Source organism: Helicobacter pylori, from assembly GCA_008032955.1.
Taxonomy (GTDB): domain Bacteria; phylum Campylobacterota; class Campylobacteria; order Campylobacterales; family Helicobacteraceae; genus Helicobacter; species Helicobacter pylori_DC.
Genome location: CP032046.1, coordinates 264,517 through 278,963, shown reverse-complemented (window position 1 = coordinate 278,963; position 14,447 = coordinate 264,517). Strand labels below are relative to the sequence as shown.

Genomic DNA, 14,447 nt, shown 5'->3' with positions numbered 1-14,447 from the left:
AAAAGGAAGAATGGATGAAAATCTTAATCATTGAAGACGATTTAGCGCTAGCTAGGAGTATCTCTCATAATTTGCATGATTTAGGGCATTTTTGCGAGATCATCTCTGGCATTTCAGAAGAAAATAAAGAGCCTTATGATGTGATTTTGGTTTCTTCTAAAGTTTGCACTCAAGGGCGTTGCGAACACTTTGTGCGTTATAATTCCAAGCAAATCATTATCATGATGGCTTCGCATGTCAATGAAGATGGCGTGAATAAACCCATTCAAGCGGGAGCGAGAGATTATATTCTAAAACCTTTTAAAATGGATGAATTGTTGCGTAAGATCCAATACCACAAAGCCTACCAAGAAATGACCGCTCGCTTGGGATTTTATGAAAATTACTTAGACTTTATCCATGCGGAATTGCCCTTGCCTAAAGATTTTTCCTACAGGCCGCCCTTTATCATCCACACGCCCTCTCAAGAGCTCGCGAACGCTTATTTATTGCAATACGCTAAAGAAAGGCAAATGGATTTTTCTTTTTTCTCTTTAAAGGATACCACTTGGAAAGAGCTATACAAGAATAAAGACAAACTAGAACGCCCTTTTTACATCATGCATTTAGAAGAGCTTAAAAAAGATGAGCAATTGAAATTGCTAGAATTGGCCCGTTCATGCCCTATTGTTTTGTCCTATACCCATAAAGAACCCCTAGAATTTCCTAAAATTGTGAGCATTGAATGCGGCAATAAACCCCTATCTTTGTTTAATAACCACACGACTTTCCTTTCCATTCAAGAGTATGAAAAAGAAGCGATTAGGCATTTTTCTTCTACTTGCACGGACACGGAATTAGCCAACAAGCTTGGCATTAGCCGCAAAAGCCTTTGGGAAAAACGCCGGAAATATAACTTACCGCGCAAATAACAGAAAATCCTTAAGCCCTGTTTTTTGTGGGGCGTTTGATCATAAAATGCAAGAATGCCAAAAGCGTTTTTACAATCAAAAGAGCTAAAGCAAGCGATAACCTCTCAAAATTTAGCGTATTTAATGAGAATAGAGTTAATTATTGTTAAAATAACTTATTATTTGCTATATATTTACTATAATAGTTTAAATTTTAAAAAAGAGAAATTCAACTTAAGGATTAACTATTAGACAAGCGTTTAACAAGGTAAGGTTTGCACATTCAAAAACCCTTTTACTAGACATTGATTGCGTGATCCCTAATATTGTTAGGCGTTTGCTCTCTAATAAAACGCTCCCTAAACGATTCGCTGCTTACAGCTTGCAAGAAGTGGGCGTTATTTTTCTCACCACTCAAATTTTATCCATCATGCGTAAAACCCGTTGCTCTAAAACGCTTTTTTTTATCACTAGGGGCAGAGAGAGTTTCCGCTACCAGCTGTGCGATCATTACAAACAAAAACGCCACCAATTTGATGAAGATTTTAGATCCCTTTTAAAAGCTCTAAAGATCGCTTTAGTGGAAAAATACCCCCTAAAAAAAGGGGCTAAAATCCAGGGCGAACATTGTTTTGAATATGAAGCCGATGATATTATCTCTTTTTACAAAAAGAAAGACCCCAACAATTATGTGATAGCCAGCATGGATAAGGATATTTTGTATTCCAATAGAGGTTCTCATTTCAATCTCAAAACCAACGCTTTTTTTAATGTGAGTCAAAAAGAGGCTCATTTTTTTGCTTATTACCAGTGCGTTGTGGGGGATAAGGGGGATAATATTAAAGGGGTTAAAGGGATTGGTGGCTTCAACTATAAAGATTTTTTAAACGAAGACGCTAAAGAGCATGAATTGTGGGAGCAGATTATTCAAGCGTTCAAAATTAAAGAAGATTTGAGCGACAGTGAAGCTAAAGAAAAGGCTCTTTTAAACATGCGTTTAGTCAATATGCACCAGATGACCCACCATGGCGTGATCAAACTATGGGAGCCTGAGTTTAAAAAAGCTTTTTTCCCTAAAAAAACACAAAGACCTGATTTTAAAAGAATTTCTTAAAACAAAAATCTCTTTTAATATTGATTTTTTAAAAAAGAAATTATCGCTTACTTTTGGCAAGCCCTTTGCTATTGATTGTAAAAACGGCATTTTTTTAAAACAAAAACTTCCCAAAAAAGACAAAAGAACTATCTCCAAGGCTTTTTCTCGTGGCTTTAGAATTGTAAGCATACACATACCCCCCACCCATATCAAAAGACAAACTCCTATAAGTCCAAACCCTAAAACTGCTCATTAAAGAATATTCTTGATAATCCCCAAAAGCCACCATTGCGTCTAAACGCACCCTTTTAGTCTTAAGCCCTAAAAAAACATAGCCTGAAATGCTGGAGTTAGCAAAATAAATCGCTAGCACGCCGGGCGCGTTGATCCCACGGCCATAGAATTTGGTCCTGTCATTAAAAGTCCATAGATAGCCCTTATTGTTTCTTGCCGGAACGACATAAAAACCCGTTCCAAAATTAAAAATTTTGTATTTAAAAGTTTGATCGATCAAAAACAAGCCGGCATTTTTAGCGTTGGTGGTAGCGTCAGTGTTGCCGTATTGATACATGCCATGCACTAGAGTGTGCGAAGTGAAACCCTTAGCTAAAGAAGCCTCATACTCCAACTTACCCCCCACTTGCACTAAAACATTTTGAGTGGGCAAAGGCAAGCGGGTGTCCGTTAAAATAAAAGGAAGCACTTTAAGATTTTCATGCCTGTATTCTGCGCCTAAAACAAACACTTCCCCTCCCACATACAAGCGTTTAGACACAGGGTCATAAGACGCTAGAGCGTTTAGAGAAGTAGCGATCCGATTGCCTTGCTCTTTGTTGATTTGATGCCCATTATAAAGCATGCTATCCATAAAAATCCCAAAATAACGCATGGAATTTTGCTTAAAAGCCACAGAGATCCCTTGAATATTGCCCCCTATCCAATCAAAATCCACAAAATCGGTATTGAAACGCCCTAAAGCGATTTTAAAACGCTGGTTAGCGTATTGAAGATACGCATCAGAAACATCGCCAGCGCTCAAATAAGGTTTAACGTTGTTAGGGTTACCAAAAAAATTCCCTAGACTGATGTAAAGGTTAGCCAAACGCTGTTTGTTATAAATATTCCAAGCTCCAATCGCTCCAATACCAAAGGACCACCCGTTGCTATAAGAAAAATCCACCCCAAGGCGCGCTAAAGCCCCCACATAGCTGTGAGGGTTTTTTTGCGCCCCTTGATTATACAATAGCCCCAGATAGCCAAAAGGTTTGACTGCGATTTCTAAAGCTTTCAAAGACAGACCATTTAAAAAAAGGATCCCTAACGCTAAATAATAATATTTTTTCTTATTTTTCTTATATTGCATTAAAAACTCATCGTGGATTTAAACTCAATATTTTAGTTAAAATTCCTTTTAATTGCGCTGAAACGGGTTTAAAATCTCCATTACCTAAAAGCATTATCAATAAACTTGATTGACTAACACTAAAGATTTATGATAGTATTCTAATAAAACTATTTTAAAGGTGATTCATGAGCAAGAGTTTATACCAAACTTTAAACGTGAGCGAAAACGCCAGCCAAGATGAAATCAAAAAATCCTACCGCCGTTTAGCCAGACAATACCACCCGGATTTGAATAAAACCAAAGAAGCCGAAGAAAAATTCAAAGAAATCAACGCCGCTTATGAAATTTTGAGCGACGAAGAAAAACGCCGCCAATACGATCAGTTTGGCGATAACATGTTTGGCGGGCAGAATTTCAGCGATTTTGCCAGAAGCCGTGGTCCTAGTGAAGATTTAGACGATATTTTAAGCTCTATTTTTGGGAAAGGAGGCTTTTCGCAAAGATTTTCTCAAAATTCGCAAGGCTTTTCTAGTTTTAATTTTTCTAATTTTTCTAATTTCGCCCCTGAAAATTTAGACATAACCGCCACTTTAAATGTCTCTGTTTTAGACACCCTTTTAGGCAATAAAAAACAAGTGAGCATCAATAATGAGACTTTTAGCCTTAAAATCCCTATTGGCGTAGAAGAGGGCGAAAAGATTAGGGTTCGCAACAAGGGGAAAACGGGGCGAACGGGCAGGGGCGATTTGCTCTTACAGATCCATATTGAAGAAGATGAAATGTATAGGCGCGAGAAAGACGATATTATCCAAATCTTTGATTTACCCTTAAAAACGGCTCTTTTTGGAGGGAAAATTGAAATCGCTACTTGGCATAAAACCTTAACCCTAACCATTCCCCCCAACACCAAAGCGATGCAAAAATTCCGCATTAAAGAAAAAGGGATCAAAAACAGAAAAACTTCGTATGTGGGGGATTTGTATTTGCAAGCTCGTTTGATTTTGCCTAAAACTGAAACGCTTTCTAATGAGTTAAAAGCGTTATTAGAAAAAGAATTGTAAGGAGGAATCGTGTGCGATTATGATGAACCGCTTTATTTGATCAGCGTCGTGGCTAAAATCTTAGGCGTGCACCCTCAAACCTTGCGCCAATACGAAAAAGAGGGTTTGATAGAGCCTAGCAGGACTGATGGGAAAATGCGCTTGTATTCCCAACGAGACATGGACAAAATCAAAACGATTTTACGCCTTACAAGGGATATGGGGGTTAATCTAGCGGGCGTGGATATTATCTTGCGCTTAAAAGAAAAGCTTGATGAATTAGACAATCTCAATAAAGAATTGCAAGACGCTCTGCAAAAACACTCTAAAAACACCAAAACCCCAACGAAAAATTTAAACACCCCTACGAATTTTTACGAATTGATTTTATTTAAAAAATGAGCCTGACTTCGCTTTTAAACCCAAAAAGCCTAGAAGATTTTTTAGGCCAAGAGCATTTAATAGGGAAAGACGCCCCCTTATTTAAAGCCTTACAATCCAAACACTTCTCCCATGCCTTTTTCTATGGCCCTCCTAGCGTGGGTAAAACAAGCCTGGCTCAAATCATCGCCCACATGCTAGAGCGCCCCATTCTTTTGTTTAATGCGACGGATTTTAAGCTAGAGGATTTGTGCCTTAAGCTTAAAAATTACCAAAACACCCTTTTAAAGCCCGTTGTTTTTATTGATGAAACCCACAGATTGAATAAAACCCAACAAGAATTTTTACTCCCCATTATGGAAAAAGATCACGCTTTAATCTTAGGGGCTAGCACGCAAGATCCTAATTACAGCCTAAGCCATGCGATCCGCTCAAGAAGTTTTATTTTTGAATTAACCCCCCTAAAAAAGAGCGATTTAGACAAGCTTTGCGCTAAAGCTTTAACATTGCTCAAAAAACAAATAGAGCCTAGCGCTAAAACCTACCTTTTAAACAACAGCGCTGGCGACGCTAGAGCGTTATTAAACCTTTTAGATTTGAGCGCTAAAATAGAAGATCCTATCACTTTAGAAACGCTGCAATCCTTACGGCCTCATAGCCTAAATGACGGATCTTATAGCGATGATACGCATTATAACCTTACTAGCGCGTTAATCAAGTCTTTAAGAGGGAGCGATGAAAACGCTTCCATCTATTATCTGGCGCGCTTGATTGCTAGTGGGGAAAACCCGGAATTTATCGCCAGAAGGCTGGTGATTTTTGCGAGCGAAGATATTGGTAACGCTAACCCAAACGCCCTTAATTTAGCCTCTTCTTGCTTGTTTTCAGTCAAACAAATCGGCTACCCTGAAGCGCGCATTATTTTAAGCCAGTGCGTGATTTATCTGGCTTGTTCGCCTAAATCCAACACGGCTTATAGAGCGATCAATCAGGCTTTGGATTGCGTTCAAAAGGGCTTGCTCTACCCTATTCCTAAACACTTGCTACCTCATTCTAAAGACTATCTTTACCCGCATGATTATAACGGCTATGTCAAACAAGATTATTTAGAAAAACCCCTCAATTTGGTTTCTTCTCAAGGCATAGGGTTTGAAAAAACCCTTTTAGAATGGCTTGATAAAATAAGAAATTGATCTTATAAGTTACATTAAAGTGCGACAATAGTAATAAAAAATCAATATTTTTTGATTAAATTAAAATAATAATGAGTTTTATCTATGTTTCATCGCATTATTATTGTATAATAATATTCTAGTTATAAAAATCATTTTACGGATAAGGGAAATATCAGCATGAAAAGATTAGAAACTTTAGAATCTATTTTAGAGCGCTTGAGGATGTCTATCAAAAAAAACGGACTCAAAAATTCAAAACAAAGAGAAGAAGTGGTGAGCGTTTTGTATCGCAGCGGCACACACTTAAGCCCTGAAGAAATCACGCATTCTATCCGCCAAAAGGACAAAAACACCAGCATTTCTTCTGTGTATCGCATTTTGAATTTCTTAGAAAAAGAAAATTTTATCTGTGTTTTAGAGACTTCAAAAAGTGGCCGGCGTTATGAAATTGCGGCTAAAGAACACCATGATCACATCATTTGTTTGCATTGCGGTAAGATCATTGAATTTGCAGACCCCGAAATTGAAAACCGCCAGAATGAAGTCGTTAAAAAATATCAAGCCAAGCTGATCAGCCATGACATGAAAATGTTTGTGTGGTGTAAAGAATGCCAAGAGAGTGAATGTTAAAAAATTTTAAAGAAGAAGCTTAAATAGGGCTATCTTTAATGGTTTTAAGGACTTCGTCTAGGTTAAAACGCTTGAGTTTTAGATTTTTGATTTCTTCATCGCTCAAGCGTTTCCAAGTGAAAGTCTTGCCCACATACCCCCATTTATCATAGCTTGAAGTGAATTCTAAATCCCCGTTTGAATTTTGAGTGACTCTCACGTAGTAGGTCTTGCCGTCATAAAAATTATACGCCTTACCGCCTTTATAAGATCGTTTTCCAACCTTAATCAAATCGCTTAAAAACACCACGCCTTTATCGCTGCGATTCCTTAGCTTTGGGTTAGGATTAAGCTTGTCTTTTCTGGCTTTAGAGCCATCCGCATCAGAAATACCATAGGCATAGAACTTCCCATTATGCTCAAAAAACTCCACAAAAGAGCTTTTCATGTATAAAAAAGGCTGGGTTTGATAAACTCCAGGCAACTCTACAGCCCCTAAAAAACAACAAAAAACTATAACAAGACTCACCAATTTCATAATTTTAATTTGATTAACCCTTTGGGCGCTTTAACGACCGCTTTAAAAATCGGCTCTTCCCTATATTTTTCAAAAGACTCTCCATAAAACCTCAACGCATGCGCATCGCTTTCAAAAAAAATAGCCAGCATGCCCGCATCCAAACGCAAAAAAGAAGCCTCACTAACCGGCTCATAAACGATCAAGTCTTTTTTTTCATCGTAAGGGTTTTTAATGGCAACTTGATTAATACCCACCACTTTAGCCCCCTCAACGCCTTTGACAATCAGCTGGAAATCCACATATTGTTGGTGGCTTTCAAAAAAGCCTTTCTCGCTTTCTTTAGCATGCTCTAAACAATAACTCTGCTCTATGCTAAAGATGCCATGCCCTAAAGGCACTTGAAATTCTGTATTAGAAGCGAGGTTTAAAACCCTTTGATTCGCTTTACTACCCTTTTGCATGACTTCTTTTAAATACGCATGCAAAATTTCTAATTCTTGCGTTTTTTTAAACAAATGCCCAAGCGAGCTTAATTCCCCAAAAATAGCCATATCCCTTTCCTTTTTATGATAAAAAGATTTAATGTTTCAATTGTTCTAAGCGTTCTTTTTTAGTGCCAATATCCGTGATTTGAATGCCAAAATTCCCATCCACGATCACCACTTCGCCCTTAGCGATCACCTTGTCATCTACAAGAATTTCCAAAGGGTCATTCACCAATTGATCAAGCTCTACCACGCTCCCTATATCCATAGAGACCACATCTTTTAAAATCATCTTTTTTTGCCCGATACGCACCTTAACATTCAGTTTCACATCTAAAAGCATGCTGATATTGCGGATTTCTATGTTTTCTAAAGACGCATCATGGGTTTTAACCTCTTCAGCAGCACCCTCTGTCGTTTCTTCTTTTTCTTCTTGATGCGTTTTTTCAAATTGGCGCTCAAAAGCCTCCGTAGTCAATAAAATGATTTGGCTTTCTTTGATGGCTTCCATTTTAAAAGAAAACACCATCGCTTTAGCGTAATCTTCTTTTTTAGGAAGCTCTTTAGCGATTTCAGCGTTCGTGGTAGTGAAATTGAGTTTAGGGAGTAATTCTTGAGACTTCAAGCTCGTAGCGATCGCGCCAAAAATATTAGAAGCCATTTCCTTAAAAGCGTCTAAATCGTCATTATCCATTTCTTCCTTGCTAGCTCCCTCACCTCCTAGCATCAAATCGCTTAAAGCGGTAACTAAAACTACCGGAGCCAATAATTCAATAGAGCTCTCTTCTTTTTCAATCGCGCTTATCATGACTCTTGCATAAGGCACGCTGATTAATTTCAAAAAAGATTCTTCACTACTAGAAACTTCTTTTTCTAATCCCACGCTTAAAGCCTTACCCACTAACCCTTCTAAAGTGGAGACAACCTCTTGAATAAAAATCTTAATAAAATCTTGCATTTCTCACTCTTCTTCTATCTTCATAATATCGCCCACTTTGCCTCTGCGCTGCTCTTCTAGCATTTCTAAAATTTCTTTAGTGCGTTCTTTTTCGCTATAGATCACTTCTTTAATTTGAATGGTTTTCCTATACCCTTGAAACCCCACGCTCGCTAAATAACGCTTTTTTTTATGCACATACACGCTCACTTCATCATTAGCGATCTTGTTCAACCGGATAGTATCCCCCACATCTAAATCCAACATTTCTTTCAAACTCAATTCCACCGCACCCAAAAACACCATCATATCCACGCTCACCCCGCTCAATAGCGCTTGCAATTCCTTATTACGGCTCTTTTTAGAGTTCGTTTCTGAAAGCATGAAATCCCTACTCCCCATTTTAGAAAGAATGCTCTCAATGGAAATCACCGGGTAGCAAATATTCATCATCCCACGACTATGACCGATGATAATCTCTAAAACCACCATGATAGAAATTTCATTTTGAGCGACGATTTGAACCACATTCGCGCTAGATTCTTTAGCGTCAATGGTAGGATACATCTCCACCACAGGCGACCACACTTCTTTTAAAATTTGCATCACCTGGCGTAAAATCGTATCCAATAAATTCAATTCAATATCGCTAAACTCCCTATTTTGATCATACGTGCTCCCCTTACCCCCTAATAGTCTGTCAATCATAGGGAAAGCGATGCTAGGATTGATTTCTAAAACCCCTGTTCCTCCCATAGGCTTCATGGAAAAGACATTAAAACTTGTAGGGCTAGGCAAACTCATCAAAAATTCGCCATAAGTCATTTGATCCACGCTATGGAGCTGGATCTCTACAATAGAACGCATGATAGAAGAAATTTGACTAGAAAGATTCCTAGCCATTTTATCATGGATACTCCTAAAAGAACGCAATTGCTCCTTACTCACACGATTAGGGCGCTTGAAATCATAGAGGGTTACGCTGCGCTGCGGGATAATATCCTTTTTTTGGACATTTTGAATATCCACATTCTCATCAACGACTTCTAAAAGCGCATCAATTTCTTCTTGGCTTAAAATATCAGCCATGATCCACTCCTAAGGATTTACGCACCTTTTTAATCACTTCTTTAATGATTTGAGAAATGCGCGATTCAGTAATGCCTAAAATCTCTTTAATCTCGCTCAAATTCAACTCTTCAAAGTAATAAAGCTGGATAAGGATTTGCTCTCTTTCGCTCATTTGATTCAATACTTTTTGGACATGCTCTAACAACTCTTCTGCTTCAATCTTTTTAGTGATTTCATCTTGCTCAATCGCATTGAATTGCTCATCTATTGGCACTAACGCATAAATATCTGAAGCCGTTTTGGCTTCTCTAATTTTTTCAATATTCTCGCCTAAAACTTCTGCTAAATACGCATCGCTAGGCTCTTTCCCATGCTCATTAAGGTGTTTGGTAATTTCAATATCAATGCTTTTAATGAGTTTCCTGCTAGAGCGAGAAATCACATCTAAAGAACGCAAATAATCTAACATCGCCCCATTGACACGAGTTTTAGCATACCCCCAAAAAGAATCGTTTAACGCGCTCTCATAACGCCTGGCTAATTTAATCAATTCTTCAGTGCCAATAGAAACCAGATCGTTAAAATCAATAGAGCTGGGCAAGCGCTCTTTTAAACGAAACGCCATGGCGCGCACGGCCGGTAAATACTGGATAGCGAGATCGTCTTGATGGTGGTGTTGCTGCTTGTCATAGGCGTTCAAAACCTTTTCTATATTTTTTTCGCTTGTTTCAGTTTTTTGAATTTCTTTGGGCATTCTATTTTCCATCATCAAAATCATAACTTCTAATGTATTCTAAAATACTAGCCACTTCTTTTTCTCTGTTCTTAAACTCATGGTTGAAACGAAGCAAGCTCTCTTCAGTGCCTTTTTTGTCAAAAAGACAAATATCTAAATCCGTGCAAGCGATAAAAATAGACGCAAACAACAACGCGATCAAGTATCCCCCAAGCGTGGATAACACCGTCCATAATAGAATGCTCTCTGGCTCATTGAATTTCAACACCGAAAACACTAACCCTAAAAAAAACCCTACCACAACAGAAAAATGGATAAAATTTTGAACTCTCATCAGCCTACCCCAAATACTTCAAAAGCCTTTTAAAAAAGCTTTTCAAACCTTCTTTTGGTATTTCTAAAGTGCCGGTTTCTAGTTTAGAAACTAAAAGACCCGCTATCTGGTCAATGGATTGCGAAAACAAATCGTTAGGGGCTATTTTTCTCAAAATTTTGCGCTCCCTCACATAGCGTTTCAATAAGGAGCTGTTTTCAATCGCTCCTAAGTAATGCAATTCTAATGAAGCGATATTGTTTTTAGCCACCTTAAACAGCCTTTCATAAGTCGCCCTGCCCTCTTTAGGTTGGGCTACCATGTTAGCGATAAGGAACAATTCATCTTTATTCTTGGAGTTGATTTTAATGCAAGCATACGCATCCGTAATCGCTGAAGGATCTGGTGTGGTAACAATCACCACGCAATCGCTCGCATTCAAAAACGCTTGCGTAGTGGCTCCAATCCCAGCGCCCGTATCAATCACAATATAATCTAAAGAGCTTAAAACCCCCTCTTCATCTACGAATCGATCCAAAGCTTCCGCGCCGCTAATGTATTTTAAAATTTCTTCGCCACTATCCCCAGGGATTAAGCAAAGTCCGGGTTCAATCTCGCAAATGATTTCTTGCAATTTGGCTTCGCCTTTTAAGGCATGCAAGATATTTTTATGGGTTTTCACCCCAAAAATGACATCCAAATTCGCTAAACCAATATCCGCATCAAACACCCCCACCTTATAACCTTTCTTGTATAAAGAGTAAGCTAAATTAGCACTAATGTTGGATTTCCCCACGCCCCCCTTACCGCTTGTGATAGCGATGAATTTGGTATTCCCCTTATTATCAAAAAAACTTTTGGGATTTTTAGCGTTCATAAAATTATCCAAATGGCTCGCTTGATTACTCATGCTTGTTCCTTATTGGGGTTACTAAAGCCATCTAGCATGCAATCCACTAAATACTCATTAGTAGCCACTTTCAAATCCATAGGCACTTCCTGCCCGACAGAAAGATAACTGATAGGCTTTTGGCTTTCATGCACTAAAGAAAACAAATTCCCTAACCCCCTACTCTCATCTAATTTCGTAAAGATTAAAGTGTCAATCCCTAACACCCCAAAAGAATCATAAATATCTTTCATGTCTTCATACTTAGTGGTAACTGAAAGCACTAAGGACACATCAATATTATAACCCCCATCTATAAACTCTTTCAAACCGGCAATTTTTTCCTTATCGTATTGCGAATGCCCTGTCGTATCCACTAAAATAAAATCGCAGTATTCCAAAGCTTCAATTTCTTTAGCAAAATCCTTAGCGTCAATCACCGCTTCTATACTCATTTTCATTTTATTAGCATACCAACTCAATTGCTCCAAAGCCCCAATGCGATAATTGTCTAAAGTGATAATGCCCACCTTGTATTTTTTAGCTAGCATCCTAGAATAACGTGCGGCTAATTTAGCTAGAGTCGTCGTTTTCCCCACGCCTGTTGGCCCTACAAGCATTAAAATGCGTTTTTGCCTTAAATTCAAATCTTCAGGGCGGCACAAGATCATTTTGCGCAACACTTCTCTAAAATAGCGCTTGATCGTTACGGAATTTTCCCGCATGCGTAAAGGCATCAATTCCAAGCTCAATTGCATGATTTCATCTAAATGGCTGGATTTCATCCCGCTTTGTTTGGCTAGTTTGTAAATTTCGGCAAATTCTTGAGGGATATTGACAGAATTAGGGTTTTTCTCATCCCAAAACATGTTTTGAATGAGTTTCAGGCTGTCTCTGATTTTACTTAATTGCACATTAATATCTTTAATTTCTTCTTCTTGTTTGACTTCTCTTTTTTCTCTTTCTTTTTTATGGTTGGCTTCATCTTTTAAGGCTTGCAATAAGGCGTCTTGCTTATTAGTCTCTAAAGGCGTATCCTCTAATGGAGCGTCTTTTTCTAAAAGAGTCTTATTTTTTGAAAAACTATAGTTGCGCTGATTAGATGAAACCCCGGCGAGTTTGCGCATTTCTTCCACAGTGCTTGAAAGCTGCATGACCACATCTTCTTCATTCAATTCTTCATCATACAAACTTTCTGGAATAAGGGGGGCTTTAGGGGGCTTGTTTTCGCTCTCTTCTTCAACCGCCACAACGATTTCATAAAGTCCAGAAGAAGTGAGCGTTTTTTTACGGATTTCTTGCGTTTTAAACACCAGCGTATCCACCCCATGGTGGCTTTGAGCGATCTTTAAAGCTTCAGCGGCCGTCTCTCCACTATAGGTATAGAATTTCACCACTCCCCTTTTTTAAAAAGCATTTGTTGCAAAGTTAAAGGCACTAACACCGAGTCTCTTTCACTCCATTTAGGGTGAGGTAAAGTCAAATCGTTCTGCCTCAAAATGACTTGATTGAAAGCGATAATATCAATATCCAAAGTTCTTGGAGCGTCTTTAAAATCGCGCTTCCTTTTGCGCCCAAAACGCCTTTCTATATAAAAAACCAGAGCAAAAAAATGGCACAAACTTAAAGATGTTTTAAGGATAATCGTAGCGTTGTAGAAATTAGGTTGCTTAGTGTAACCAAAAGGCGGATTGATATAAATGGGCGAAGAAAAAATTTTCCCGATTCTACTATGATTTTTAAAATATAAAAAACAATTTTTTAATATTTTTAAAGGATTTTTAAGATTAGATCCCAACCCTAAAACCACTCTGTTAGAAAAATCAAGCCTTTTTTTAAAAAGGCTTGGGAAAAAGCGGTTAGTAAGGATCTCTCGCATCACAAAAGCTCGGCCCTAGAATTTTTGATTACCACTAAATCTTCAATGCGCACCCCAAAAAACCCAGGGATATAAATCCCAGGCTCTACAGAAAACACCATGCCCTCTTCTAAAATGGTTTCACTGCGCGATGAAATATAGGGAAGTTCATGAATGTCTAATCCAATGCCATGCCCGGTGCTGTGAGTGAAATACTGCCCATAACCATAATCGCTAATCACTCCCCTAGCCAAGCTGTCCGCTTCTTTACCGGTCATGCCCGCTCTAATACCTGAAATAGCCTTTTCTTGCGCTTCTTTCACAATGTCATAAATCTTTTGATGCTCTTTATCCTTGAAACTCTGCTCTCTTTTGAAGACAAAATCTTTAGGGTCAAAAAAAGCCGTGCGAGTCCTGTCAGAGCAATAGCGTTCGTATTTGATCCCCATATCCAAAAGAATGCTATGCTCCGCTTTTAAAAAATCCTTTGCGCTAGGCAAAGCATGGGGCTTGCTCGCGTTCGCATTCAAGGCTAAAATAGGCTCAAAACTCAGATCATAAACCCCCTCTTTAGTCAAAAAGTCCTTAACCTTATGCTGCAAATACCGCTCGCTCAAGGACTCTTTTTCATCAAAAATCTTTTTCACATACTCGGCAAAATTTTCAAAAGCTTCAACATTCAACGCTTGAGATTTTTTGAGAAGTTGGATCTCATGTTCGTTTTTAATGATGCGTTTTTGGCGGTGGTAACTAGGCACGCCCTCTAAAATAACCTTATCCCCAACCGCTAAATCCAAACGCTTATAGGTTTGCAAATTCACTTGATTGGGGTCAAAAAAGAGCTTTTTAACCGAACTCTTTGTAATCAAGTCAATCGCACTTTGGACTAAATCGCTGGATTCTATCACTTCCGCTAAAACGCCATTTTTAGGCTGAATGCTTTCTTTAGCTTCTTGAGTGTAGCGAGAATCAGTGATAAAAAACGAGCGATCGTCTAATTGCAAAAACAAAGCGTTATCGCAACTATAAGTGCACTCAAAAAACATCGCATTTTCATTGAGCGTGAAATGGGAGTCTCTTTCTAATCCTCTCATCAGTAACC

19 protein-coding genes are annotated in these 14,447 nt (G+C 38.4%); 7 read left to right on the top strand and 12 right to left on the bottom strand.

Annotated features, from left to right (window positions below):
* Positions 1 to 14: 14 nt before the first annotated feature.
* The 3 genes from D2C72_01405 to D2C72_01395 are packed head-to-tail and all read left to right on the top strand — an operon-like array spanning position 15 to position 2,004.
* Positions 15 to 911, top strand: coding sequence for a response regulator (locus D2C72_01405; protein QEF43116.1), 897 nt, complete (start codon positions 15 to 17; stop codon positions 909 to 911).
* 54 nt (positions 912 to 965) lie between these two features.
* Positions 966 to 1,142 (top strand): hypothetical protein, encoded by a 177-nt coding sequence (locus D2C72_01400; protein QEF43115.1) that lies wholly within the window; start codon positions 966 to 968, stop codon positions 1,140 to 1,142.
* Positions 1,138 to 2,004: a 5'-3' exonuclease gene (locus D2C72_01395; GenBank protein QEF43114.1), complete on the top strand. Its 867-nt coding sequence runs from the start codon at positions 1,138 to 1,140 to the stop codon at positions 2,002 to 2,004. Before D2C72_01400 ends, D2C72_01395 begins: the two co-directional genes overlap by 5 nt.
* On the opposite strand, the gene D2C72_01390 is transcribed toward D2C72_01395, so the two are convergent.
* Together D2C72_01390 and D2C72_01385 are read right to left on the bottom strand one after the other, a co-directional pair.
* Positions 1,930 to 2,127, bottom strand: coding sequence for a hypothetical protein (locus D2C72_01390; GenBank protein ID QEF43113.1), 198 nt, complete (start codon positions 2,125 to 2,127; stop codon positions 1,930 to 1,932). The two genes, D2C72_01395 and D2C72_01390, sit on opposite strands and share 75 nt — an antisense overlap.
* Positions 2,099 to 3,349, bottom strand: a complete 1,251-nt coding sequence (locus D2C72_01385; GenBank protein QEF43112.1) for a hypothetical protein — start codon at positions 3,347 to 3,349, stop codon at positions 2,099 to 2,101. Before D2C72_01385 ends, D2C72_01390 begins: the two co-directional genes overlap by 29 nt.
* A gap of 167 nt (positions 3,350 to 3,516) precedes the next feature.
* Here D2C72_01385 and D2C72_01380 point away from each other — a divergent pair, with 167 nt between their 5' ends.
* From D2C72_01380 to D2C72_01365, 4 genes are all read left to right on the top strand, one after another.
* A complete protein-coding gene (locus D2C72_01380; GenBank protein ID QEF43111.1) occupies positions 3,517 to 4,392 on the top strand; it encodes a J domain-containing protein in 876 nt (291 codons plus the stop codon).
* 9 nt (positions 4,393 to 4,401) lie between these two features.
* Positions 4,402 to 4,773, top strand: a complete 372-nt coding sequence (locus D2C72_01375) for a MerR family transcriptional regulator (protein QEF43110.1) — start codon at positions 4,402 to 4,404, stop codon at positions 4,771 to 4,773.
* Positions 4,770 to 5,945 carry an AAA family ATPase gene (locus D2C72_01370; protein ID QEF43109.1) on the top strand — a complete coding sequence of 392 codons (1,176 nt, stop codon included), beginning with the start codon at positions 4,770 to 4,772 and terminating at the stop codon, positions 5,943 to 5,945. Before D2C72_01375 ends, D2C72_01370 begins: the two co-directional genes overlap by 4 nt.
* 159 nt (positions 5,946 to 6,104) lie before the next feature.
* The gene (locus tag D2C72_01365; GenBank protein QEF43108.1) at positions 6,105 to 6,557 is read left to right on the top strand and encodes a transcriptional repressor; all 453 of its coding nucleotides are present in this window, start codon (positions 6,105 to 6,107) and stop codon (positions 6,555 to 6,557) included.
* Positions 6,558 to 6,576: 19 nt separating this feature from the next.
* Here the strand turns inward: D2C72_01365 and D2C72_01360 are convergent, their stop codons facing one another.
* From D2C72_01360 to D2C72_01315, 10 genes are read right to left on the bottom strand one after another with little or no spacing between them, the layout of a single operon-like run.
* Positions 6,577 to 7,074, bottom strand: coding sequence for a DUF2147 domain-containing protein (locus tag D2C72_01360; GenBank protein ID QEF43107.1), 498 nt, complete (start codon positions 7,072 to 7,074; stop codon positions 6,577 to 6,579).
* Positions 7,071 to 7,607, bottom strand: a complete 537-nt coding sequence (locus D2C72_01355; protein ID QEF43106.1) for a DUF386 family protein — start codon at positions 7,605 to 7,607, stop codon at positions 7,071 to 7,073. The genes D2C72_01360 and D2C72_01355 overlap by 4 nt, the downstream gene beginning before the upstream one ends.
* 28 nt (positions 7,608 to 7,635) lie before the next feature.
* The gene (gene fliY, locus D2C72_01350; protein ID QEF43105.1) at positions 7,636 to 8,499 is read right to left on the bottom strand and encodes a flagellar motor switch protein FliY; all 864 of its coding nucleotides are present in this window, start codon (positions 8,497 to 8,499) and stop codon (positions 7,636 to 7,638) included.
* Positions 8,500 to 8,502: 3 nt separating this feature from the next.
* Positions 8,503 to 9,567 carry a flagellar motor switch protein FliM gene (gene fliM, locus D2C72_01345; GenBank protein ID QEF43104.1) on the bottom strand — a complete coding sequence of 355 codons (1,065 nt, stop codon included), beginning with the start codon at positions 9,565 to 9,567 and terminating at the stop codon, positions 8,503 to 8,505.
* Positions 9,560 to 10,327, bottom strand: coding sequence for an RNA polymerase sigma factor FliA (locus D2C72_01340; protein ID QEF43103.1), 768 nt, complete (start codon positions 10,325 to 10,327; stop codon positions 9,560 to 9,562). The genes fliM and D2C72_01340 overlap by 8 nt, the downstream gene beginning before the upstream one ends.
* Positions 10,305 to 10,619 carry a hypothetical protein gene (locus D2C72_01335; protein QEF43102.1) on the bottom strand — a complete coding sequence of 105 codons (315 nt, stop codon included), beginning with the start codon at positions 10,617 to 10,619 and terminating at the stop codon, positions 10,305 to 10,307. The genes D2C72_01340 and D2C72_01335 overlap by 23 nt, the downstream gene beginning before the upstream one ends.
* Before the next feature lie 4 nt (positions 10,620 to 10,623).
* A complete protein-coding gene (locus D2C72_01330; protein QEF43101.1) occupies positions 10,624 to 11,508 on the bottom strand; it encodes a MinD/ParA family protein in 885 nt (294 codons plus the stop codon).
* Entirely contained in the window at positions 11,505 to 12,884 is a 1,380-nt protein-coding gene (gene flhF, locus D2C72_01325; protein ID QEF43100.1) for a flagellar biosynthesis protein FlhF, read from the bottom strand. Before flhF ends, D2C72_01330 begins: the two co-directional genes overlap by 4 nt.
* Complete coding sequence (gene folK, locus D2C72_01320) at positions 12,878 to 13,369, bottom strand: 2-amino-4-hydroxy-6-hydroxymethyldihydropteridine diphosphokinase (GenBank protein QEF43099.1); 492 nt, start codon at positions 13,367 to 13,369, stop codon at positions 12,878 to 12,880. Before folK ends, flhF begins: the two co-directional genes overlap by 7 nt.
* Entirely contained in the window at positions 13,366 to 14,439 is a 1,074-nt protein-coding gene (locus D2C72_01315) for a peptidase M24 family protein (GenBank protein ID QEF43098.1), read from the bottom strand. The genes folK and D2C72_01315 overlap by 4 nt, the downstream gene beginning before the upstream one ends.
* Positions 14,440 to 14,447 lie beyond the last annotated feature (8 nt).